General features: G+C 71.2%; 15 protein-coding genes. 6 read left to right on the top strand and 9 right to left on the bottom strand.

Annotated elements, in window-relative coordinates:
* Positions 1–11 precede the first annotated feature (11 nt).
* The 4 genes from AB5J55_RS16925 to AB5J55_RS16910 all read right to left on the bottom strand — a co-directional run bounded on the left by AB5J55_RS16925 (position 12) and on the right by AB5J55_RS16910 (position 6770).
* A complete protein-coding gene (locus tag AB5J55_RS16925) occupies positions 12–1589 on the bottom strand; it encodes an LCP family protein (RefSeq protein ID WP_369271476.1) in 1578 nt (525 codons plus the stop codon).
* A 445-nt stretch (positions 1590–2034) separates the two neighbouring features.
* The gene (locus AB5J55_RS16920) at positions 2035–3840 is read right to left on the bottom strand and encodes an LCP family protein (protein WP_369271475.1); all 1806 of its coding nucleotides are present in this window, start codon (positions 3838–3840) and stop codon (positions 2035–2037) included.
* 224 nt (positions 3841–4064) lie between these two features.
* Positions 4065–5141, bottom strand: coding sequence for an LCP family protein (locus AB5J55_RS16915; protein WP_369276210.1), 1077 nt, complete (start codon positions 5139–5141; stop codon positions 4065–4067).
* Between the two features lie 873 nt (positions 5142–6014).
* Complete coding sequence (locus AB5J55_RS16910) at positions 6015–6770, bottom strand: TIGR03089 family protein (RefSeq protein WP_369271474.1); 756 nt, start codon at positions 6768–6770, stop codon at positions 6015–6017.
* A 123-nt stretch (positions 6771–6893) separates the two neighbouring features.
* Between AB5J55_RS16910 and AB5J55_RS16905 the strand changes: the two genes are divergently transcribed.
* The gene (locus tag AB5J55_RS16905) at positions 6894–8417 is read left to right on the top strand and encodes an N-acetylmuramoyl-L-alanine amidase (RefSeq protein WP_369276209.1); all 1524 of its coding nucleotides are present in this window, start codon (positions 6894–6896) and stop codon (positions 8415–8417) included.
* A 258-nt stretch (positions 8418–8675) separates the two neighbouring features.
* Positions 8676–9758 (top strand): sugar phosphate nucleotidyltransferase, encoded by a 1083-nt coding sequence (locus tag AB5J55_RS16900; protein ID WP_369271473.1) that lies wholly within the window; start codon positions 8676–8678, stop codon positions 9756–9758.
* Between the two features lie 286 nt (positions 9759–10044).
* Here the strand turns inward: AB5J55_RS16900 and AB5J55_RS16895 are convergent, their stop codons facing one another.
* The 4 genes from AB5J55_RS16895 to AB5J55_RS16880 all read right to left on the bottom strand — a co-directional run bounded on the left by AB5J55_RS16895 (position 10045) and on the right by AB5J55_RS16880 (position 13954).
* Positions 10045–11046, bottom strand: coding sequence for a DNA-3-methyladenine glycosylase (locus AB5J55_RS16895; protein ID WP_369271472.1), 1002 nt, complete (start codon positions 11044–11046; stop codon positions 10045–10047).
* A 65-nt stretch (positions 11047–11111) separates the two neighbouring features.
* Positions 11112–12422 carry a coenzyme F420-0:L-glutamate ligase gene (locus AB5J55_RS16890; protein WP_369271471.1) on the bottom strand — a complete coding sequence of 437 codons (1311 nt, stop codon included), beginning with the start codon at positions 12420–12422 and terminating at the stop codon, positions 11112–11114.
* The gene (cofD, locus tag AB5J55_RS16885) at positions 12419–13378 is read right to left on the bottom strand and encodes a 2-phospho-L-lactate transferase (protein WP_369271470.1); all 960 of its coding nucleotides are present in this window, start codon (positions 13376–13378) and stop codon (positions 12419–12421) included. The genes AB5J55_RS16890 and cofD overlap by 4 nt, the downstream gene beginning before the upstream one ends.
* 33 nt (positions 13379–13411) lie before the next feature.
* Positions 13412–13954 carry a cysteine dioxygenase family protein gene (locus AB5J55_RS16880; RefSeq protein WP_369271469.1) on the bottom strand — a complete coding sequence of 181 codons (543 nt, stop codon included), beginning with the start codon at positions 13952–13954 and terminating at the stop codon, positions 13412–13414.
* A 647-nt stretch (positions 13955–14601) separates the two neighbouring features.
* On the opposite strand from AB5J55_RS16880, the gene AB5J55_RS16875 reads away from it, so the two are divergent.
* The 3 genes from AB5J55_RS16875 (at position 14602) to AB5J55_RS16865 (ending at position 20291) form a co-directional block, all read left to right on the top strand.
* Positions 14602–14865: a WhiB family transcriptional regulator gene (locus tag AB5J55_RS16875; RefSeq protein ID WP_003975777.1), complete on the top strand. Its 264-nt coding sequence runs from the start codon at positions 14602–14604 to the stop codon at positions 14863–14865.
* A 219-nt stretch (positions 14866–15084) separates the two neighbouring features.
* Positions 15085–18777, top strand: coding sequence for a glycosyltransferase (locus tag AB5J55_RS16870; protein WP_369271468.1), 3693 nt, complete (start codon positions 15085–15087; stop codon positions 18775–18777).
* A complete protein-coding gene (locus AB5J55_RS16865; RefSeq protein WP_369271467.1) occupies positions 18774–20291 on the top strand; it encodes a DUF5719 family protein in 1518 nt (505 codons plus the stop codon). Before AB5J55_RS16870 ends, AB5J55_RS16865 begins: the two co-directional genes overlap by 4 nt.
* A gap of 291 nt (positions 20292–20582) precedes the next feature.
* On the opposite strand, the gene AB5J55_RS16860 is transcribed toward AB5J55_RS16865, so the two are convergent.
* Positions 20583–21032, bottom strand: coding sequence for a metallopeptidase family protein (locus AB5J55_RS16860; RefSeq protein WP_369276208.1), 450 nt, complete (start codon positions 21030–21032; stop codon positions 20583–20585).
* A 343-nt stretch (positions 21033–21375) separates the two neighbouring features.
* Between AB5J55_RS16860 and AB5J55_RS16855 the strand changes: the two genes are divergently transcribed.
* Entirely contained in the window at positions 21376–21753 is a 378-nt protein-coding gene (locus AB5J55_RS16855; protein WP_228044524.1) for a DUF3499 domain-containing protein, read from the top strand.
* Positions 21754–21780: the final 27 nt, after the last annotated feature.

Below are 21780 nucleotides of genomic sequence, written 5' to 3'. Positions count from 1 at the left end.
CGGGGTGCCCGTCACCACGTGAAGTCGGGGTCGACCTTCATGCAGGCCTTGGTGTCGGAGGCGTTCAGCGCCTCCGCCGTGTCCGGTGTCCTGTCGTCCTGCTTCGGGGCCTTGTACGCCGTCCCCTCCCGCCAGTCCGCGCCGACGACGAGGGTGACGCCGGAGACGTCCGTGGACCTCTCGACGGCGTCGGCCGGGATGCCGAGGGCCTTGGCGAGCCGCTGGGCGTCGCCCTCCAGGTCGGCGCTCGGGTAACGGACGAGGGTCGTGTCCGCGGTGGGCGTGGCCGAGGCGTCCGCGACGGCCTGGGTGAAGCCCTCGTCCACGAGCAGTCCGGCGACGGTGGTCGCGCGGCCCTGGGCCGGGGCGAGGACGTCGGTGCGGGTGCCGTTCTGCACCTGCACGGCGATCTCGTCGTCCGCCGCGGCCGGATCGGTGGAGGTCTTCTCCTCGGTGGCCTTCTTCTTGTCCTTGCCGTCGAGGGCGATGTCCTCGCGCACCAGCCGGAACAGCTTGGTCGCGTCCTCGGTGGGCTCGACGCGCGAACCGACGTAGCGGTTGGGCATCGTCGTCATGGTGATGCGCGAGGTCGGAACCTTCTTGAGCTCCCCGGCCAGGTCGTAGAGCTTGGCCACCGTGCCCAGGCCCGGGTCGACGGTCAGCGCGTTGGTGGCCGCCTCGGCCAGGGCGCGGAGCTTGCCCGGGTTGCTCAGCTTGGCGTTCTTGCGCAGCTCGCGGACCATCGAGTTCATGTACTGGTGCTGCGCCTTGGCGCGGGCCAGGTCGCTGCCGTCCTCGAAGCCGTACCGGGTGCGCAGCCACTGCAGGGCCTGCTCGCCCTTGACGTACGTCGTGCCCTTCTCCAACTTCAGCCCGGAGCCGTGGCCCTGGCTGTCCTTGGAGTGGATGTTGGCGTTCACACAGACCGGGACGCCGCCGATGGCGTCCGCCATCGACACCACGCCCGAGAAGTCGATCATCATGAAGTGGTCGATGTGGATGTCGGTCAGCTTCTCCCACGTCGCCACCGTGCACCCCGGGCCGCCGCGGCCGAGCGACTGGTTCGTCATCGCGCGCCTGCGGGCCTGGTAGACGTCCCCGCTGTCCGGGTCGGTGCACTTGGGGATGTCCACCAGCGTGTCGCGGGGCATGCTCACCACGGACATGTTGGTGCGGTCGGCCGAGACGTGCAGCAGCATCTGGACGTCGGCGAGGGGGGTGCCGCCGAAGGTCTCCTTGGCGCCGCCGAGCTTCTGGTTCTCCTTGCTGTCCCGGGCGTCCGAGCCGATCAGCAGGATGTTCAGCGGCGTCTGACCGGCCGCGTTCGCCTCGGTCTCGGCAGCGCGGTCCTTGGCGTCGCCGATGTTGAGGTCGTCCTTCTTCAGGTTGCCGTTGAGGTGCTGGTAGTAGAGATATCCGGCACCCGCGGTGCCCATTATCACCACCGCCAGAACCGTCGCCGACCAGCGCAGCACCCGTCGTTTGCGGGGTCTGCCGTCGGTCCCACGGCCGCCCCCGGAACCCCCGCCACCGTGGCGGCCGCCCTGGTCGGCCGGCGTGTCATGGTCGGCCTGCGGTGTGAGGGACATGGTGTCCTCCACCGCGGGGGCATCCCCTCGCACACTGCTCTGCGCCAACTGTCTGCCCTTCCCCACCCATTGCCCGACACGGCTCCGCCCCGCGCCGGACCTCCCTGTCCGGTGTGGAGCGAACCATGTCGGACCACCCTGTCCGACGCCGGTTCGCAACCTGTCAGACCCCTGTGGGTCCGAGCCCGGTTGGCCACGCGTCGGCAAAATCCACGCACGGCACGGCCGCGTGGTGTGTCGGGCCAACGCCGCCTGACACAACCGTGTCTTGTGTCAGACCAACGAGAGTCGGCCACAGTTGCGTTCCCCGCCCGAGTTTCCGTACCGGACATTCCGTGCCGCGGTGCCGCACCGCGGATGCGGGCCACGGATGCCCTGCCGACGCTGCCGAGCGGAACGGGCCCGCCGCACGCCAAGCAGACGGTCGGACGGGCCCGTTGAGTGACTACTTCGCGCACTCCACCTTGTCGGCCGTGGACTTCTCCACGTCGGGCGCCTTGCTCGGAGTCGTGAGCGATACGCCCGCACCCTTGAAGTCCTTGCCCAGCGTCAGCGTCATCGTGGGCAGGCCCTGGGAGTTGGTCACACTCTTGCCGGGCTTCAGCGCGGATCCGGACAGCCCCATGATCGCGGCGAGTCGGCGTGCCTGGTCCGCCTGGTCCGGCGCGTACTCGAGCGTCGTCTTCGACAGCGACTCCGGGGCGTTGCCCGCGTTCTCGGACTTCTCCACGCCCTCCTCGGTCTGCAGCCAGGTGAGGGTCTCCTGGGCGCTGCCCGCGGGCGCTCCGCCGTTGTAGACCTGCACCCGCACATCGGCGGGGTCGGCCTTGGTGCCCTTGAGCCGGGCGGCCACGGCGGCGGCTTCCTTCTTCTTCTGCTCCTTGACCGCGGTGAAGGAGACGTCGTTCTGGATCGCCTGGAAGACCTGGGGTGCCGTGGTCGGGTTGGGGACGACCGTCGCCCGGACCTTCTCCGTCGGGTTGTCTATCACCGGAACCGTCGTGAAGGTCAGGTTCTTGGTGTTGAGCTTGCCGAGCTCAAGGCCGAGGTCCTTCAGCTTGTCGATGGTGTCGAGCGCCGAGTCGACGGTGAGCGCCTTCGTGCCCGCCTCGGCCAGCTTGATCATCTTCGACGGGCTGGTGAGGGTGTCGTTCGACTTCAACTTGCGCATCAGCGCGCTGAGGAACTGCTGCTGGAGCCCGATCCGGCTCAGGTCGCCGCCGGTGCCGACGGCATGCCGGGTGCGGACGAAGGCCAGCGCCTGCTCACCCTCGATCACATGCTCGCCCTTGGGGAGGTTGAGCTTGGAGTCGGGGTCGTTGATGTCCTTGGCGAGGCACACCTCGACGCCGCCGACCGCAGATGTCAGCGTCTTCACGGCGTTGAAGTCGGCCACCATGAAGTTGTCCGCCTGGATTCCGGTCAGCTCGGTGACCGTCCGCACGGTGCAACTGGGCGTGCGGCCCTCCTGGCCGAGGCTGGTGTTGAAACGGACGTCGGTCTCGCCCGCGATGACCTTCGAGGAGCCGTCCGCCTGCGTGGTCGGGCAGTCCGGGATGTCGACGATCAGGTCACGCGGGATGCTCAGCGCGGTCGCGTTCGAGCGGTCCTTGGAGACGTGCAGCAGGATCGTGGTGTCGGCGTGCCCCGCACTGCCCGAGTCGCCGTACTTGTCGTTGCCCGCGCCCGTGCGCTTGTCCGTGCCGATGAGCAGGATGTTGATGGCCTTGTCCTTCGAGAAGCCACCGGTGCTCGCGCCGTCGTCGGAGAGGGACTGGATGTTGTCGTTGAGGTGCTCGATGTAGAGATACGCGCCCGCGGCGGCGGCGACCACCACGAACGCGGTGATTCCGCCGGTCCAGAGCAGGGCCCGCTTCGCCTTGTTCTTCTTCACCGGCCGCCGGCCACGCCGGCCCGGCGGCTCCTCCGGCGCACCCCTGCGTCTGCGCTGCGACGGGACCTCACGGCCCGGCGCGGGACGCGTCTCGCGTGCGGGGGCGGCGGTGCGATTGCGTACGGCACCCCCGGCGCCCGCGCCGCTACCCGCACCCCCGGCGGAAGTCCCCCCGGCAGTCGTGCCACCGGCACGGGAAGCCGCTCCCGCCCGGGAGGCGGATCTGCGGGGCCCGGGCACCGACGACTGCGGTGCGGAAGGAGCCAGTCGCAGTTCGTATTCGCCGGTGTTCGGATTGAGCACCCACTGGTCTGCGGGATCGATGTCGTCCGCCCGCCCACGGCCTTGCGCGTCCACGGTTGTCTGAATCCTCCGTCGGGGCCACGCGGCGCCTACCCCCTCCAAGGCGCTCGGGTCTCGGTCAAACAGTGCGCAAGCCTAACTACGGCCGGGTGCACCGGGTCGCTCACACTATCCGCCCAGTTCAGCGTCAAGCGACGACGGTGACAAATTCCACGTCCCTACAACTGGGCAATCCGGCGCATTTCTTTGAACTGGGGTTCGTCGACTTGGTGAGCGCTTTACCCGCAGGGGTTCTGGGCGGCGGTGTTGCCGCGGAAGGTGGGTGCCGGGGAAACGGGATCCGAGGGCTCGGGCCCCTGGGACGTTTCGGGCGAATTCACGACTTCCACCGGGGCGTCGGCGCGCAGTCGCTGGAAGAGTCGCTCGGCTTCGGGTTCCACGAGTTGGTCGCGATTGGCGTTGTAGATGTACGACTCCCTCGGGACCGTGAGGAATTGCACGCGTTCGGTGGGGATGTCGCGCACCCCACGCGCAAGTTCGTACAAACCACGCAAGCTGGCCAGGGCCGGGTCCGTGGTGAGGGAGGAAGTGGCGGCGTCCAGGACCGGATAGAGACGGACCGGGTTCAGCAGTACGTCGTTGCTCTGCACCTTGTGCACGAGCGCGGCGAGGAAGCGCTGCTGGCGGTCCATGCGGTCGGTGTCGCTGCCGTCGCCGAGGGTCTTGCGGGCGCGGACGTAGCCGAGTGCCTGCTCGCCGTTGAGGGTGACCTTGCCGGCCGGGAGCCTCAGCTTGGCGGCCTTGTCGTTGATGGGCTTGCTGAGGCAGATCTCCACGCCGTCGACGGCGTCGACCATCTCCTTGAAGCCGTGGAAGTCGACGACCATGTGGTGGTCGACCCGGATGTTGGTCATCCGCTCCACGGTGCGGATGGTGCAGGCCGAACCGCCTATCTGGAAGGCGTAGTTGAACATCGCGAACATGGGCTCGCTGCGGGAGCCGTTGGACTTCCGGCACCCGGGGACGTCGACCATCAGGTCGCGGGGTATCGAGACGGCGGTGGCGCTGCGGCGCTTGCCGGAGAGGTGCAGCAGGATGGTGGTGTCGGAGCGCTCGGTGCCGGAGTCGCGTCCGTAGCGGCGGTTTCCCTGGCCCGCCCTCGAGTCCGACCCGATGAGCAGGATGTTCTGGGCGCCGCTGACGCGTGCGGTGGGGCGCTCCTTCTCATACCGGGCCAATTCGGCCGCGGCGGCCTCGTCGGGCGTGATGTTGGAGTTGAGCTTCGCGTACACGGCCCATCCGGCACCACCGGCGGCAATGACCACCAGCCCGAGCCCCAGGGCCCCCCGCCGCACCCACCGCCGTACGGACCTGTTGTCCCTGCCCGCCTTACTGCCCGACGCCCCGGGGCGCGCACGTGCGGAGTCGGTCACGGCTGGGTCCACCCCTCAGTGCGTAGTGCGTGCGGTGTGGGCTGCTGTTACCACCGTGGCGCGGATGAGTGGTGGGGGGGGGGTGGTGGGGGGCTGAATGGGTGACGGGGCCTCCGGCGGTCGGGCGGGGGGGGGGTGCCTGCGGCGGCCTGTTGCTGGTGGGTGGGGGTTCGCGTGGCGCCTGCCGGTGTGTGGGTGGGTCGGGGATGTGCCGGGGGGTGTCCGTCCTCGGACCGGCGGCTGGGGGTCGGGCTGAGAGGTGCCGTTCCTTGACGCCGGCCACTGCGGGCGGACACCCCCGGCACGTCCCCTTGCCGGCGTGGGTGGGTGCGGCGCCGCGGGGGTGCGCCACCGCCAGGGCCACTGTGCGACGCCGGTCCAGGTAATTCAGCCCCTCCGGCGGTGGGAGCGGGGCTGCGCCATCCCCGACCCCGGCCCACTCGCAGGGGCGCGGTGCACGCGTGCAGACGGTTCCTCTCGGCGCCGGTCCTGGCGTTTCAGCCCGTCTGGCGGTCGAGGGCAAGGCTGTGCCATCCCTAGCCCCCACCCACCCGCGGGTGGCTACGCACCGTGCCGACGGCACTTCTCGGCGCCGGTCCAGGTATTTCAGCCCGCCCGGTGTTTGAGGACGAGGCCGTTCAGGCCGATGCCGGGGGCGTGGGGGCGGCAGCCCTCAGGTCCGGGGTTGAAGGGGCTGGAGCCCCTTCAAGGACGGGAAGGGTAGGGGCGGCGGGGGCGAGGAAGGAGGGGGATCTTCGCAGGGCCGGATGACGAGACTCCCGGAATTGCCGGAGGCTACCGCGCGGTCACCGTCACCCGTTCGGCCTCGATGCGCTTGGCCAGGGCGTCCTCGCCCAGGGATTCGAGGTGCCGGCACAACACCACGGACCCCCCGGTCGCCAGCGCCGCGTACAGCCCCGCATTGAGCCCCTCCCAGGTGTCGTAGGGAAGGGCGGAGAGAATCCGCGACCCCGGCCCCGTGAGCCCCAGCCCCGTCGCCTCGGCCTGCGCCCGCTCCACGACCTCGGCACCGCTGAACTCCCGCCCGGCCACGATCAACGCGGGATCCTCGGGATCCACCGGCGCGTACGGCGCGAAACGGTCACCCTGACTCGGCACCTCCACCGCGTAGTCGGCGAAGCCGGCCGGCGGCTGCGGAAAGCGGCCCCCCAGCGGCCGTAGCGCCAACGCGACCCGTTCCCCCCGGCACGCCCGCGCCGCCTCCAGCCCGTCCGGCCCGCTCACCACCACGTCGGCCGCCGCCGGATCCCCGCCCACGTCCGCGATCGTGCCGACCGACGAGCAGGCCAGCAGCCAGACCGCGGTCTGCCAGTGGGCGGGGAGCAAGAGCGTGACGCGGTCGCCGGGGCCGGCCCCCAGGTCCCCCTGGAGCAGATTCGCGGTCTTGGCCACCCAATTGGCGAACGTGGCCACGGACAATTCGACGCGTTCCCCGGTGGCGTCGTCGTAGAAGGTCACCAGGGGACGGCTCGGATCCGCGGTCAGCGCGGAACGCAGCAGGTCGGCAGGGGTGCGATCGGTGGCATTCACCCGCGCAAGCGTACGCGGACACGCGCCCGCGCACCCCCCACCGGGGCCGTCCGACCGCCACCGGTTCGGACGAATCGCAGGCCGACGCCCCGTCAGCTCCCCGATGGACAGGTTTGTATGACTATGTCCAACATCGTTGCTATGCGTGGATTCCTTGCTTCCTCAATCGGTGTCACGTGCGCGGCCGCTCTGGCCCTCCCGCTCACCCCACCTGCCGTCGCGGCGACCGCGAGACCGGCGCTCGGAGCGGAAGCCGCCACGAGCGCAGGGACGATGGCCGGGCCGGCGGTGCGTCAGCCGGGCGGTGAGTCGTACGTCCCCGGCAGCACCCAGTCGCTGCCCCTCGCCCCCCTCGACGGTGACCGAGTCAGCGGTGCTCCCGCCGAACAGGGCCTGTCACCCCGCGGCGTAGGGCACTTCTCCCTCGTCGGCGTCATCTGGGACGACCCGGACGTCGAACTGCACGGCCGCGTCCAGGTCCGCGCCCGCGCCGTCGGCACGGGCATCTGGTCCGGCTGGCAGGACGTCGAGACCCACAATGCCGATCACGCGGCCGACCCGGGCACCGCCGAACGCACCTCGGGCCGGGTCCGCGGCTCCACGGCGCCGTTGTGGGTCGGGGAGTCGGACGGCGTGGAGGTACGGGTCACCCCGGAGGCCACCGAGGCCGCCGGGCCGCGGCCGACCGGGGAACCCGAGAAGGCCTCCGAGGAGCCCGAGGACGGCGTGGGGGGCAGTGGTGACGACACGACAGCCCGCCCCGAGGCCGCCTCGACGCTTCCCGCCGGCCTTCGCCTCGAACTCGTCGACCCCGGCGACCCAGCCCCCGCGCAGGGCGGCGACACCGCCGGCGCACCCCGCCCCGGAACGCTCAACCCCGAGACCGTCGAGACCGCCGAGTCCCTGGCCGCCTCCGCAGCCAACGTCGACCTCGCGCCCGTCGGTGCCGCCGAGATCCCCGAGCTCGGCCGGGCCGCCACCGAGCGGGAGCTGTTGGCGCTTCGCGGTACCGAGTTGACGCAGGAGCAGCGGGCGAAGCCGTACATCGGGCCGCGGCCGCGCATCGTCACGCGGCGCGGCTGGGGCGCGAACGAGAGCTGGCGGGAGCGGAGTTTCGTCTACACGAAGAAGGTGCAGGCGGCCTTCGTGCACCACACGGCCTCCGGCAGCAAGTACTCCTGCTCGCAGGTCCCCTCGCTCATTCGCGGTATCTACCGCTACCACGTGGTGAGCATGGGCTGGCGTGACGTCGGCTACAACTTCCTCGTCGACAAGTGCGGAAACATCTACGAGGGGCGCGCCGGGGGAGTGGCGAAGCCGGTCCTGGGTGCCCATACTCGCGGTTTCAACACCAACAGCATGGGGATCGCCGTCCTCGGCAGCTACGGCGTCACCAAGCCGACCGCCGCCTCGGTGAAGGCCGTGGCGCGGCTCACGGCCTGGAAACTGGGGCTCTACGGTGCCAATCCGCGCGGAAAGACATACCTGAAGTCCGGCGGTGGCAATCTCTACCGAAAGGGAAAGAACGTACGACTGAATGTGATCTCCGGCCACCGGGACGGCTTCTCCACGGAGTGCCCCGGCAAGCAGCTCTACAGCAAGCTCGGCTCCGCCCGCGCGTCGGCGGCCCGCTACCAGGGGCGCTGAACGGGCGCGGAGTTGAGGGGGGCGGGGCAAGCGTCTGGAGACCATGCGGGACCATGCGGGACTCGGGGACCGTAGGGGACTCGTAGCGCTCGTAGCTGGACTCATGGGGGGCATGAGGTGCATGGGGTCGCATTCACCGCCGTCGGGGGGCATGAGGCGGATTGCCGCACTGCCGTCGAAGGCGTCGCACAACGGTCTGCATACACTGGCCGGCCGAAAGACAGTTCGGCCGGTCCCGGCAGGAAGCAGAGACGACAGGTGACAGAAGCGATCCTCCTGGTCGGTGGCAAGGGCACTCGGCTGCGTCCGCTCACCGTGCACACGCCGAAGCCCATGGTCCCGGCGGCCGGGGTCCCGTTCCTCACGCACCAGTTGGCGAGAGCGAGAGCGGCGGGCGTAGAACACATCGTCCTGGCGACCTCGTATCTGGCCGAGGTCTTCGAGCCGTACTTCGGGGACGGCTCGGCGCTCGGTCTCCACCTGGAGTACGTGACGGAGGAGGAGCCCCTCGGCACGGGCGGTGCGATCCGCAACGTGGCCTCCCGGCTCCACTCCGCGCCCGACGACCCGGTGCTCATCTTCAACGGGGACATCCTGACGGGCCTGGACATCAGGGCCCTGGTCCGTACGCACGAGACGACGGGCGCGGACGTCTCCCTCCACCTCACACAGGTGACGGACCCCAGGGCGTACGGCCTGGTCCCGACGGACGACACGGGCCGGGTGACGGCGTTCCTGGAGAAGCCGCAGACCCCCGAGGAGATCGTCACCGACCAGATCAACGCGGGGGCGTACGTCTTCCGCCGCTCGGTCATCGACACGATCCCGGCGGGTCGGCCCGTCTCGGTCGAACGCGAGACGTTCCCCGACCTCCTGTCGGCCGGCGCCCACCTCCAGGGCATGGTCGACTCAACGTACTGGCTCGACCTGGGCACCCCCGCGGCCTTCGTCCGCGGCTCGGCGGACCTCGTCCTGGGCCGGGCCCCGTCCCCCGCGGTCCCCGGCCGCTGCGGCGACCGCCTGATCCTCCCCACGGCCAGCGTCGCCCCCGACGCCAAGCTGACCGGCGGCACGGTGGTGGGCGAGGGCGCCTTCGTGGCCGAGGGCGCGCGCGTCTTCGGCAGCACGATCCTCCCCGGCGCCGTCATCGAACCCGGCGCCATCATCACCGACTCCCTCATCGGCACCCGCGCCCGTGTGGGCCAACGCTCGGTCCTCACCGGCACGGTCATCGGCGACGGCGCGGTCATCGGCGCCGACAACGAGCTGAGGGACGGGGTACGGGTGTGGTGCGACGCTCGGATCCCGGCGGGGTCGGTACGTTTCTCGCCAGACCTGTAGGAGCGCCGGCCACTTCCCAGCGTCGGCCTAGGCATTCAGCCCGGTCCGGCGTTGAGGGCGAGGCTGTGCCATCCCTAGCCCCCACCCACCCGCTGGGGGCCGCGCGCATGCCGACGGTGCCTCTCGGCGCCGGTCCAGGCATTTCAGACCGTCCGGCGTTTGGGACGAGGCCGTTCAGGCCGAAGCGGGGGTCTGGGGGCGGCAGCCCCCAGGTCCGGGGTCGAAGGGCCGGGAGCCCCTTCAAGGACGGGAGGGCAGGGGCGGCGGGGGCGAAAAACCCCGCCCCCTACAACCGCCCGATATCCCCCACCGGCATCCGCGGAGCCCGCCGCCCCGGCACCCGCCCGCTCAACAGAATCAACCGAGCCGCCCGATGCCGCTGCCCCGCGTACGGCTCCAACAATTCCAGCATCACGGAGTCATCCGCATCCCGATCCCCGGCAAGCGCAAACCCCACGATCCCCGGTAGATGCAGATCCCCCACGGTCACCGCATCCGCCGCCCCATGACTGCGCTGCACAACCTCCGAAGACGTCCACGGCCCGATCCCCGGCACGACCTCCAACCGCGCCTGCGCCTGAGCCGGAGCCATCCCCACCGCCTCCTCCAGCCGCGCAGCGACCCGTACGGCCCGCAGAATCGTCGACGCCCGCTTGTTGTCCACCCCGGCCCGATGCCACTCCCAGGACGGAATCATCCGCCAGGTCGCCGCGTCCGGCATGACGCACATCCGCCCGGGCGCGGGCCCCGGCGCCGCCACCCCGTACTTCCGGACCAGCAACCGCCACGCCCGATACGCCTCATCGGTCGTGACCTTCTGCTCCAGAATCGACGGAATCAACGACTCCAGCACCAGGCCGGTCCGCGTCAACCGCAGCCCCGGCCGCCGATGCCGAGCGAGCGCCACCAGCCGATGCCGCGGCACGAAGGCGGACGGATCATCGGCGGCTCCGAGCAGCTCGGGCAACTGCTCCAGCAGCCACTCGGCTCCAGGCCCCCAGGCCTCGCCCCGCACCTCGGAACCCCGCATGCCGACCCGCAGCGTCCCGGGCCCGGCAGGCGTGAGACAGGCCCGCCACACCGACCCGTCCGGCATCGCCCGGAACGTCGGATCCCCGGGCCCACGCCGCAGAGGCCCCAGCACCAGCCCGAGATCGAGCGGCCACTCCGGCACCCAGGTGCGCACCCGCCCGGGGGCCGGCGCCTGACGCGGTATCCCGGCGGGCACGGGGACATGTCCGCCGCGCACCGTCGTACGCGTGGACTGCGGAGTGAAGCGTCCTGCCACGAGTGAAGTCCTAAGAAAACCGGTATGGAGAGACCCCTACGAGCGTAGGCGCTCCACGGCGCGCACTACCGCACCGTGATGAAAGCCCCCGCATCCCGCTCCGCCCGAGGCCGAGGCTTCTCCGCCGGATGCCCGATCGCCACGGCCCCCATCGGATCCCAGTCCTCCGGCAGCCCGAGGACCTCCCGCACCACGTCCCGGCAGAACATCGTCGACGAAACCCACGCCGACCCCAGCCGCTCCCCGGCCAGCGCGACCAGGAAGTTCTGCACCCCGGCCCCGGTGGCGACGACGAACATCTCCCGCTCGGCACCGTCCCGCCGTGCGTCGCCGTAGGTGTGCGATCCGTCCATGACCAGGCACGGCACCACGAGATACGGCGCGTTGCGCAGCACGTCCCCGCGTCGCACCCGCTTGGCGATGGACTCCTCGCTCTTGCCGTCACGCCGCAGGTCGGCGATCCAGGCGTCCCGCATCGCGTCGAGCAGCCGCGTCCGCGACTCCTGCGACTCCAGCAGCACGAAACGCCACGGTGTGGTGTGGTGCGGCGCCGGTGCCGTGACCGCCGCCGCGACCGCTCTTCGTACGGCCCCGGCGTCGACCGGCTCGTCCGTGAAGGCCCGGACCGTACGGCGCTGGGTCACCGCCTCCCGTAGCGCCTCCGACGTGCCCAGCCGGAACATGTCGTCACGAGCGCCGCGCACCATGGCCCGCGCGCCCTCGCCGTGCTCCTCGGCGACGGTGTGCGCCAGCCCGCGTACCACGGCCACGGGCAGCCCGGCGGCCTTGCCCTTCACCAGGTCACCGGCGGCGGCGAGTTCGTCGGCGGTCGCCACGACGGTCGCGCTGAGCGGATTGCCGTACGCGTCCGTGCCGCCGCGCAGATCGTCGAGTACGTGGATGCCGGCGGCGCCGATCGCCACGTCGGTGAGCCCCGCGCGCCAGGGGCGGCCGAAGGTGTCGGTGACGAGGACCCCGACGTCGACCCCGAGGGCGTCCCACAGCCCGTCCCGGATCGCCCGCGCGGACGCGTCGGGGTCCTCGGGCAGCAACAGCACGGTCCCGGCGGGCGTGTTGGAGGCGTCGACCCCGGCGGCGGCCATCACGAGCCCCTGCCGGTTCTCGACGATGCGCAGGGCGCCGCGGCGCGCCACGACCCGTACGGTCTCCGCGTCGATGGCGGCTTCCCGGTCGGTCGCCTCGACGATCCGTCCCTCGGCCTTGGACACGATCTTCGAGGTGACCAGGAGCACGTCCCCGTCGGCGAGGCCGGGTTCGGCGGTGGCGATCAGTTTCGCGAGGTCGTCCCCCTGCTGGACCTCGGGAATCCCGGGGACGGCCCAGACGCGGTAGCCGTCGGCAGACACGTCGCTCAAGCCGCTCGCACCTCCTCGGCCAGCGTCAGCGCCTCGCGGGCCATCTGCGTGGTCGCGTCGAGGTCGGTCATCATCAGCGGTACGGCCCGGCAGCGGATCCCGGCCGCCTCGACCTGCTCGACGGAGCCCGCGTCCACGGTGTCGACGAGCCATCCGTCCAGGAGCCCCGAGCCGTAGTGCTCGGCGACCGCCGGTGCCGTCGACTCCACGCCGACCGCCGCGAGCACCTTGTCGGCCATCCCGCGCACGGGCGCGTTGCCGACGATGGGGGACAGGCCCACGACCGGCACGCCGGCGTCTGCGATCGCCTCGCGGATACCGGGTACGGCGAGGATCGTGCCGACCGAGACGACCGGGTTGGACGGCGGGAAGAGGATGACGTCCGCGTCGGCGATCGCCTCCAGGACACCCGGCGCCGGCTTGGCCTGCTCCGCGCCGACCGGCACGATCGCCTGCGCCGGCACCGAGGCCCGCAGCCGCACCCAGTACTCCTGGAAGTGGACGGCTCTGCGCTCGCCGTCCACCTCGACCGCGACGTGCGTCTCGACGCGGTCGTCGGTCATGGGGATGAGCCGGACTCCCGGCTTCCAGCGGTCGCACAGCGCCTCCGTCACCGCGCTGAGCGGATATCCGGCGCCGATCATCTGCGTCCGCACGATGTGCGTGGCGAAGTCCCGGTCGCCGAGCCCGAACCACTCCGGCCCGACGCCGTACGCGGCGAGCTCCTCCTTGAGATGGAAGGTCTCGTCGGCCCGCCCCCAGCCCTGCTCCTCGTTGATGCCGCCGCCCAGCGTGTACATCACCGTGTCGAGGTCCGGGCAGACCTTCAGCCCGAAGAGGTGGATGTCGTCCCCGGTGTTGCCGATGACCGTGACGTCCGCGTCCGGTGCGGCCTGCTTCAGACCGCGCAGGAACCGGGCACCACCGATGCCGCCTGCCAGAACCACAATGCGCATGGGAGCAGTCTTGCAGGCGGGTACGACAACGCGTCAGGCAGTCACGGGACGCTGCTGCGGACGCGCCTCGCAGGCCGAGGCCACGGGGGTCTGCGCGGTCGAACGAAGTTGGGACTGGGGGAGCATCGGCATCTCCGTCAGACCCGGGTAGTACACGTGCAGGCTCACCGCCGGCTCCAGCGCGTCGTTCGCGACCTCGTGCATGTATCCCGGCGCGAACACTCGCTGCGCGCCCGCCTCCAACACGCGCGTGCCGCGTTCCGTGCGCTCGGTGAGCGTGCCGTCCAGGACCGTGAGGACACCGGAGGACGGGCCGTGGTCGTGCAGGCCGCTGCCCTGTCCGGGGACCCAGGACAGCAGCCACACCTCGTAGCCGGGGCCCGTGCTCAGCCGGTGGTACCAGCGTGTGGTGGCGTCGTACCGGACGAGGTGCTCCCACTGGGAGCGGTCGGCGGCGATGGAGCGGGCCAGGCCGACGAACTCGGCGACGGTGGCCGGGTGCTCGCGCGGTGTCTGGAGGAGGTGCGGGACTTCGAGGATGTCGCCGGCGATCTGGAGGTCGCTGTCGCTGTTCATGGGGTGCGGTGGTTCCTCAGTGAAGGAAGGTCAGAGGGAACGAGAGCCGAGAAAAGGGTGGCTCGGCCTACAGCTGGAGCAGGTGTGGCTCAACAGCTGGGACAGCAACAGCTACAGCGAGCGCGGGCAGCACCGTGGGACCCGGCGGTGCGGGTCGAGGTGAGTGCCGAGTTCGCGAGCATGCCCACAAGGACATCGGTTTGCACCTTCAGTGTCAACTCGACGCCCGTTATGTGGGACATGTTTCACCTCATCCGGTTCATCTCCGTGGCGAAAGGTTTGTTCATGGGTTGGCCGGGACACATGGCGCACAACCGGGCGCGCGGCGTCGTTGTGATCCTGTGATCCGACTGTGATCCGGTTCGCATCTGCGCGTGTGTGCAACGAGATCGAACTTCTGGGCGTCCTTTTCCGTACAGGCTCTGGGCGGGGTTGGACGCCCTCCCGGGCCTCGTCCGCTTGTCAAGGTTTATGCCGATTTGAACACTTTCCGCTAGGCCTTGGTTCCGCAGAGTGAATAAGGGGCTCAATAGCAGATCTCGGCTTGACTCGCCCGGAGCAGCACACTTGTAATTTCACTCGTGTCGTTCAGCCGGAATCGGTAACGGCTACATCACGGGGACGCGAAAGACAGACGAGGGGCGCACATGACCGAGCTGGTGCAGCAACTGCTGGTCGACGACGCGGACGAGGAACTCGGCTGGCAGGAGCGCGCGCTGTGCGCCCAGACCGACCCCGAGTCCTTCTTCCCCGAGAAGGGCGGTTCCACCCGTGAGGCCAAGAAGGTCTGCCTCGCCTGTGAGGTCCGCTCCGAGTGCCTCGAATACGCCCTCGCCAACGACGAGCGCTTCGGCATCTGGGGCGGCCTGTCCGAGCGGGAGCGCCGCCGGCTGAAGAAGGCGGCCGTCTGAGCGTCGCACCGACCGCCCGACCGACGGTCGTCGCACGCAGACAACGCACGCACATACGTCTCGAATACGTTTCGAACGGCCCGTCGCGGGTGGGTTATCCACAGGCGGCGGGCCGCCGTGATGCCCAGCCGATAGTGTGGTCGCTCGTCCGAGACGCCGCACTGTCCCCACGGGGCACGGGCGTCCACCGCAGTCCATCGAACCGGGGCCCGTACCTCGATGTCCGTGCACAGCCACACGGCAGCCCATCACGACGTCGCTGCCACACCTGAGTTCCCGCGTCATGTGGTGACCGCGGTCCTCGTCTCCCACGACGGCGCCCGCTGGCTGCCCGACGCGCTCGCCGGGCTGCTCGGCCAGGAGCGCCCCGTCCAGTTCGCCGTTGCCGCCGACACCGGCAGTGGGGACCACTCCGCCCAGCTGGTCACCGACGCCCTCGGCGCCGACCGCGTACTGCACCTCGCCCGGCGCACCGGATTCGGCCAGGCCGTCGAGGAGGCCAACCGCACCGCCCCCGTCCTCACGCCGGACGAGCTGGCGTATCTGAAGCGGCCGAGCGGCTGGGACCCCGTCACGCGCACATGGCGCGACGACGCCTACGACATGCCCGAACTCCCCCACGGGGACCCGGTGCAGTGGCTGTGGCTCCTGCACGACGACTGCGCCCCCGAACCCGACGCCCTGGCCCAGCTGCTGCGCGTCGTGGAGAACGAGTACGAGCTGGGCCGCGACGACGTCGCCGTAGTAGGCCCCAAGCTGCGCGGCTGGTACGACCGCCGGCAGCTCCTCGAGGTCGGCGTCACCATCGCCAACTCCGGTCGCCGCTGGACCGGCCTCGACCGCCGCGAACAGGACCAGGGCCAGCACGACCACGTACGGCCCGTGCTGTCCGTGTCCACCGCCGGCATGCTGATCCGCCGCGACATCTTCGAACAGCTCGGCGGCTTCGACCGCCGGCTGCCCCTCATGCGTGACGACGTCGACCTGTGCTGGCGCGCCACGGCCGCCGGCCACCGCGTCCTCGTCGCCCCCGAGGCAGTCGTACGACACGCCGAGGCTTCCTCCCGTGAGCGCCGCACCGTCGACTGCGTGGGCCGCACTGCGGCCTCCCCGCACAAGGTCGACAAGGCAGGCGCCGTCTACACCCTGCTCGTCAACACACGTACGGCCGTGCTGCCCTGGGTGCTGCTGCGCCTCCTGCTCGGCACGGTCCTGCGCACCCTCGCCTACCTCGTGGGCAAGGTCCCCGGGCAGGCCCTCGACGAGATCCGCGGCCTCATGGGCACGCTGCTGCGGCCCGAGCGGATCATCGCCGGGCGGCGCAGGCGCGGCAGTCCCGTCATCGACAAGGGTGAGCTGCGGGCGCTGTTCCCGCCGCCCGGCGCGACCGTGCGGGCCACCGTCGAACAGGTCGCGGGCAGCCTCGTCGGCCGCTCCGATCCCGAGGCCACCTCCGGCGCCGGACGGCACGGCAGCGCCATCGAGTCCGGACCCGGCGGCGACGACGCCGACTTCCTGGAGATAGAGCAGTTCGCCCGCCTCAAGCGCATCGCCCGCAAGCCCGGCCCGGTGCTCTTCCTGGTGCTGCTGTTCGTCTCGCTGATCGCCTGCCGGCAACTCCTCGGCGGCGGCGCGCTCGCGGGCGGGGCACTGCTGCCGGCTCCGGCCGACTCCGGTGAGCTGTGGTCGCATTACGTGGACGCCTGGCACCCGGTGGGCGCAGGCGGCACCCCGTCCGCGCCGCCGTATCTCGCGCTCGTGGCGATGCTTGCCTCGGTACTGCTGGGATCGACCGGGCTCGCGGTCACCGTCCTGCTCGTCTGCTCGGTGCCGCTGGCCGGCTTCACCGCGTACTTCGCCTCCCGCCCGCTCGTCGAGTCGCGCCTGCTGCGCGCGTGGGGCGCCGTTGTCTACGCCGTCCTGCCCGCCACCACCGGCGCGCTCGCCGGCGGTCGCATCGGCACCGCCGTCCTCGCCGTCCTGCTGCCGCTCATCGCGCGCGCGGGCATCGCGGCGAGCGGCCTGACGAACGGCTCCGGCGCGCGCGGCAGTTGGCGCGCCACCTGGGCGTACGCGCTGCTGCTGACGATCAGCACGGCCTTCACGCCGATCGTGTGGCCCATCGCCCTGCTCCTCGGGCTCGGAGTGCTGGCGGTGCGGCGCGCCGACATCACCGCGTACGGCCTGCGCTTCCTGGCCCAGCTCGGCGTGCCCCTGCTGGTCCTCGCGCCCTGGTCGCTGTCGCTGCTTCCGTTCGGCTTCTTCCAGGAGGCCGGCCTGGAGTACGGCTCCTCCGCGGCGTCCTCCCTGGACCTGCTCGGCGTCAGCCCCGGCGGGCCCGGCACGGTCGACGGGCTGATGCTCATCGGCATCGTGCTGGCCGCACTGGCCGCCCTGATGCGCTCCGAGCGCCAGTTCGGGATCCGGACGGCGTGGGCGGTCGCCCTCGTCGGCCTCGTCTTCGCGGTCCTGTCCAACAGCTCCACCTGGGCCGGCCCCGCGACCCTCGTCTACGGCATCGCCCTCCTGGCCGCCGCCCTGCTCGGCGCCGACGGGGCACGCGCGCGGGTGGCCGAGCAGAGCTTCGGCTGGCGCCAGCCGGTCGCCGCACTGATCGCCTTCGCCGCTGCCGCGGGCCCGCTGCTCGTCGCCGCCGGCTGGATGATCCGCGGCGCCGACGGACCGCTGGAGCGGCGCGACCCCGTACAGGTGCCCGCGTTCGTCGCCGAGGAGAGCGGCACCCGCGACCAGGCCCGCACGCTCGTCCTGGACAGCGAATCCTCCGCCCATGTCGGCTACATGCTCGTCCGCGGCTCCGGCGCCCGCCTCGGCGACGCCGAGCTCGCCGCCGCCGACGGGGAGAACACCAAGCTCGACAAGATCGTCGCCAACCTCGTAGCCGGCTCCGGCGCCGACCAGGCCGACCAGCTCGGCGCGTTCGCCGTGCGTTATGTCCTCGTCCACAAGGGCGCGCCGCGTGAGGTCACACGCGTCCTGGACGCCACGCCCGGGCTGTCGCGGCTGAGCGAGCAGAACGGCAGTGCGCTGTGGCGGATCGACCGGCAGGTGTCGCGGGCGGCCATCGTCGCCGGGGCCGAGTCCGAGTCCGGTTCAGGGGCTGATTCCGGGTCTGCGGCCGGTGGCGGCGCCGGGGCCGGTGAGCCGCAGCCCGTTGCCGCGGGGCCCGTTGAGATCCACACCACGATCCCCAGTGGCGCCGAGGGGCGGGTCCTACGGCTCGCCGACAGTGCCGACGACGGCTGGACGGCCACCCTGGACGGCAAGCCGCTCACCGCGACCACGGTCGACGGCTGGGCGCAGGGCTTCGAACTGCCCGCCGGCGGCGGCAAGCTTGACGTCACCTACGACGACCCGATCGGCCACAGCGTGTGGCTGTGGGCCCAGGGCTTCCTCGCCCTCGTACTCGTCGTGATGGCCCTTCCCGGACGTCGCCGCGACATCGACGACGACCTGCCCGAGGAGCCGGTCGTCCCGGCCGAGGCCATGGCCGGCGAGGGGCGGCGGGCTCGCCGGTTGCGCGCCCAGGCCGAGGCCGACGCCGAAGAGGCCGGTCAGCAAGGCGAGTTCCCGGCTCCTCCGTCGGAGCCGCCGGCTGCGGCGATTCCCCAGCAGCAGTCCTACGGCGAGTGGGACACGCCCGGCTACGCGGGTGCCGAGTACGGCAACTACGGCGGGCAGCAGTACCCGGCGGGCGGCGGCTACGACCAGGCGTATCAGGCGGATCCGTATCAGGGCGGCCAGTACGACCCGTACGCGTACGGCGGGCAGTCCTCCACGGCGGCGTACGACACGTCGTACGACCAGACGTACCAGCAGGGTTACGACGGCACGTACGACCCGGCGCAGCAGCATCCGCACGGCAGTGAGCGTCCCGACGGGAGCCAGCAGTGAACCGCACCACCCTGTCCCTGATCGCCGGCGTCACCGCCCTCGCCGCCGTCACCGGGCTCGCGGCGCTCACGACGCCGGACGCGTCCGGTGCGAACACCGCCAAGGCGGCCGCCGAGCTGCCCGTGGAGCGTACGAGCCTGGTGTGTCCGGCGCCGAGTATCTCGGACCTCGCCGAAACGACGTACACCTCGTTCACCCCCGTCACGAAGGGGACGGCGAGTGCCGGGAAGGCCGAACTGCAGTCCGCGGCGCAGGAGAAGGACGACGCGGCGGACGGCAAGGGCGACAAGGGCGATGGCGCCGGGAAGGCCGGGAAGGCCGACAAGCCGGTTCTGGAGGGCAAGCAGCCGGGGACGCCGGTCAGTGGTGATGCGTCCGGGGCCGACTCGCCCGCGCTCGTCGGAACCGCCGACGGGAAGTTCGCGCCCGGCTGGACCGTGCAGGAGACCACCGAGGTCGCCGCGGGCACCGGGCGTGGTCTGCAGGGCGTCAACTGCACCGCGCCCGACACCGAGTTCTGGTTCCCCGGGGCCAGCACGGCTCCCGACCGCACGGACTACGTCCATCTGACCAACCCCGACGACTCCGCCGCCGTCGTCGACATCGAGCTGTACGGCAAGGACGGTGCGCTCGAGACCACGGTGGGGGAGGGGATCACGGTTCAGCCGCACTCCGGTGAGCCGATTCTGCTGTCCACGCTCACCAGTGAGAAGCAGGACAACGTGACCGTGCATGTGAGTGTGCGCAGCGGTCGGGTGGGGGCCTCGGTGCAGGCGCTGGACGACAAGCTCGGTGGGGACTGGCTGGCGGCGTCCGCCGATCCCGCGGGGAGTCTGGTGCTGCCCGGCATTCCGAAGGACGCCACCTCTGTGCGGCTGGTCGCCTTCACGCCGGGGGACGCCGACGCGGATCTGAAGGTGCGGCTTGCCTCGCCGTCCGGGATGATCACGCCTGCCGGGAACGAGACCTTGCACGTCAAGGCGGGGATGACCAGTGCGGTGGATCTCGGTGACGTCATGCAGGGCGAGGCGGGGTCTCTGGTGCTGACTCCTACGGACCGGTCGGTGCCGGTTGTCGCGGCGGTGCGGGTGGTTCGTGGGAAGGGGGACAAGCAGGAGACGGCGTTCATCCCGGCGAGCCGGGCGGTGGGCACGCGCGCGACGGCGGTGGACAACCGGGCGAAGGGAACGACGTTGTCCGTGACGGCGCCCTTCGGTGCCGCGGAGGTCAAGGTGACGGCTTCTGCGGGTAGTGAGGGCGGTGCTGCGGCGTCGAAGTCGTACACGGTCAAGTCCGGCACCACTCAGGACGTGGAGGTGCCGGTGCCGAGCGGGCTGAAGGGCACGTACGCGCTGACTGTGGAGTCGGTGTCGGGTGGGCCGGTGTACGCGTCCCGGACGTTGGCGGTCACGGAGGACGGGGCGGCCGGGTTCACCGTGCAGACGTTGCCGGACGATCGGGGGATGGTGGCTGTGCCGGAGGCGGATGAGGACTTGTCGGTCCTGCAGAAGTAGGCCGGCGGTGCCTGCGGCGGCCTCCGGCGGTTGGGGGGGCCTGCTGCGGCCTGTTGCTGTTCGGTGGGGGTTCGCGTAGCGCCTGCGGGCGCGTTGGGGGTCGAGGCCGTGCCGGGGGGCGTCCGTCCTCGGACCGGCGGTCCCCTTGGGCCAGGAGGAACCGCGTGTTGACGTCGGCCACTGCGGGCGGACACCCCCCGGCACGTCCGCTTCGCGCCGTACGCGACTGGCGGTCCGCGGGGCCACTGTCCCCATCACCGCCCAGCCCTGGGCACCTCTCCGTCGGTGGCTTCAGTCCTCGCCGTAGCGGGGGTCCACAGTCTCCGGTGTGAGACCCAGCAGCTCGGCCACCTGCTCTACGACCACCTCGTGGACCAGGGCTGCTCGTTCGTCGCGGCCCTTGGTGCGGATCTCTACCGGGCGGCGGTAGATGACGACCCGTGCCGGGCGGCCCTCGCGGGCGGGGATGGTGCCGCCCAGGGGGACCGCCTCGTCGTTCCAGGCTCGGCCGGGGCCGTCCAGGCGGGGGACCTCCAGGACCAGGAAGTCCATGTCGGCCAGTTGGGGCCAGCGGCGTTCGAGGCGTTCCACGGAGTCCTGGACCAGGTCGGCGAAGACGTCGGCGCGGCTCGCGGCGAGGGGGACCTGGGGCGGTGCGATCGGGCCGCGCATGCCCCGGCCGTGTCGATCACGGCGGCGGGGCCCGGGGCCGGCGGCGCGGGGCGGTACGGGGGTGTCCATCACTGATGAAGGGTAGTCCTCGTGGCCGGTGCCTGTCCGATCTCCATGGAGTGGTGAGGGTGACGGCCGGCCGCTCGTACGGCATGTCTGCAGATGACCATTCCAGCCAAGGTTGGGCTCGTTTCCGTATCCCTCCGAGACCGTCGATGGCGAGGTAAATGACGGGGTTTGTGATGAGTGGTGACCGGTTTCAGACGTGTGCCGGATCTTGGGGCGAGGCTTCACTGCAGGTCAGCGAGGTGGGGTGAAAGGGGCGTGTGGGGTGTTTCACAACACGACACGGTGGAGTGAGCCGGGGGAGAGTCGTCGCGGCCCGCTCAAGAGTGCGGTACCGTCCAACGTCGTGAGCCCTGTACGTCGCTGTTCGCGCACCGCTTGCGGCCGTCCCGCCGTCGCGACGCTGACGTACGTCTACGCCGACTCGACCGCGGTCCTCGGCCCGCTCGCAACCTACGCCGAACCCCACTGTTACGACCTGTGCGCCGAGCACTCCGAGCGCCTCACCGCCCCTCGCGGGTGGGAGGTCGTACGGCTGTTGGACGGTTCGGCTCCGGCCCGTCCCAGCGGTGATGACCTGGAAGCGCTTGCCAACGCCGTGCGTGAGGCGGCCCGTCCGCAGGAGCGGGCGGCCGAGGCCGGCGGGGGCGGGGGCCGTGGGGCCGACCCGATGGAGGTCGCGCGGCGTGGGCACCTGCGGGTGCTGCGGTCGCCCGACAACTGACCGTCGCAACAGTCGGATTTCCTGTTT

Origin of the sequence: Streptomyces sp. R11, from assembly GCF_041051905.1 — a bacterium.
GTDB lineage: Bacteria > Actinomycetota > Actinomycetes > Streptomycetales > Streptomycetaceae > Streptomyces.
Note: the sequence above shows the minus strand (reverse complement) of the source record. Positions and strands in the feature narration are given on the sequence as shown.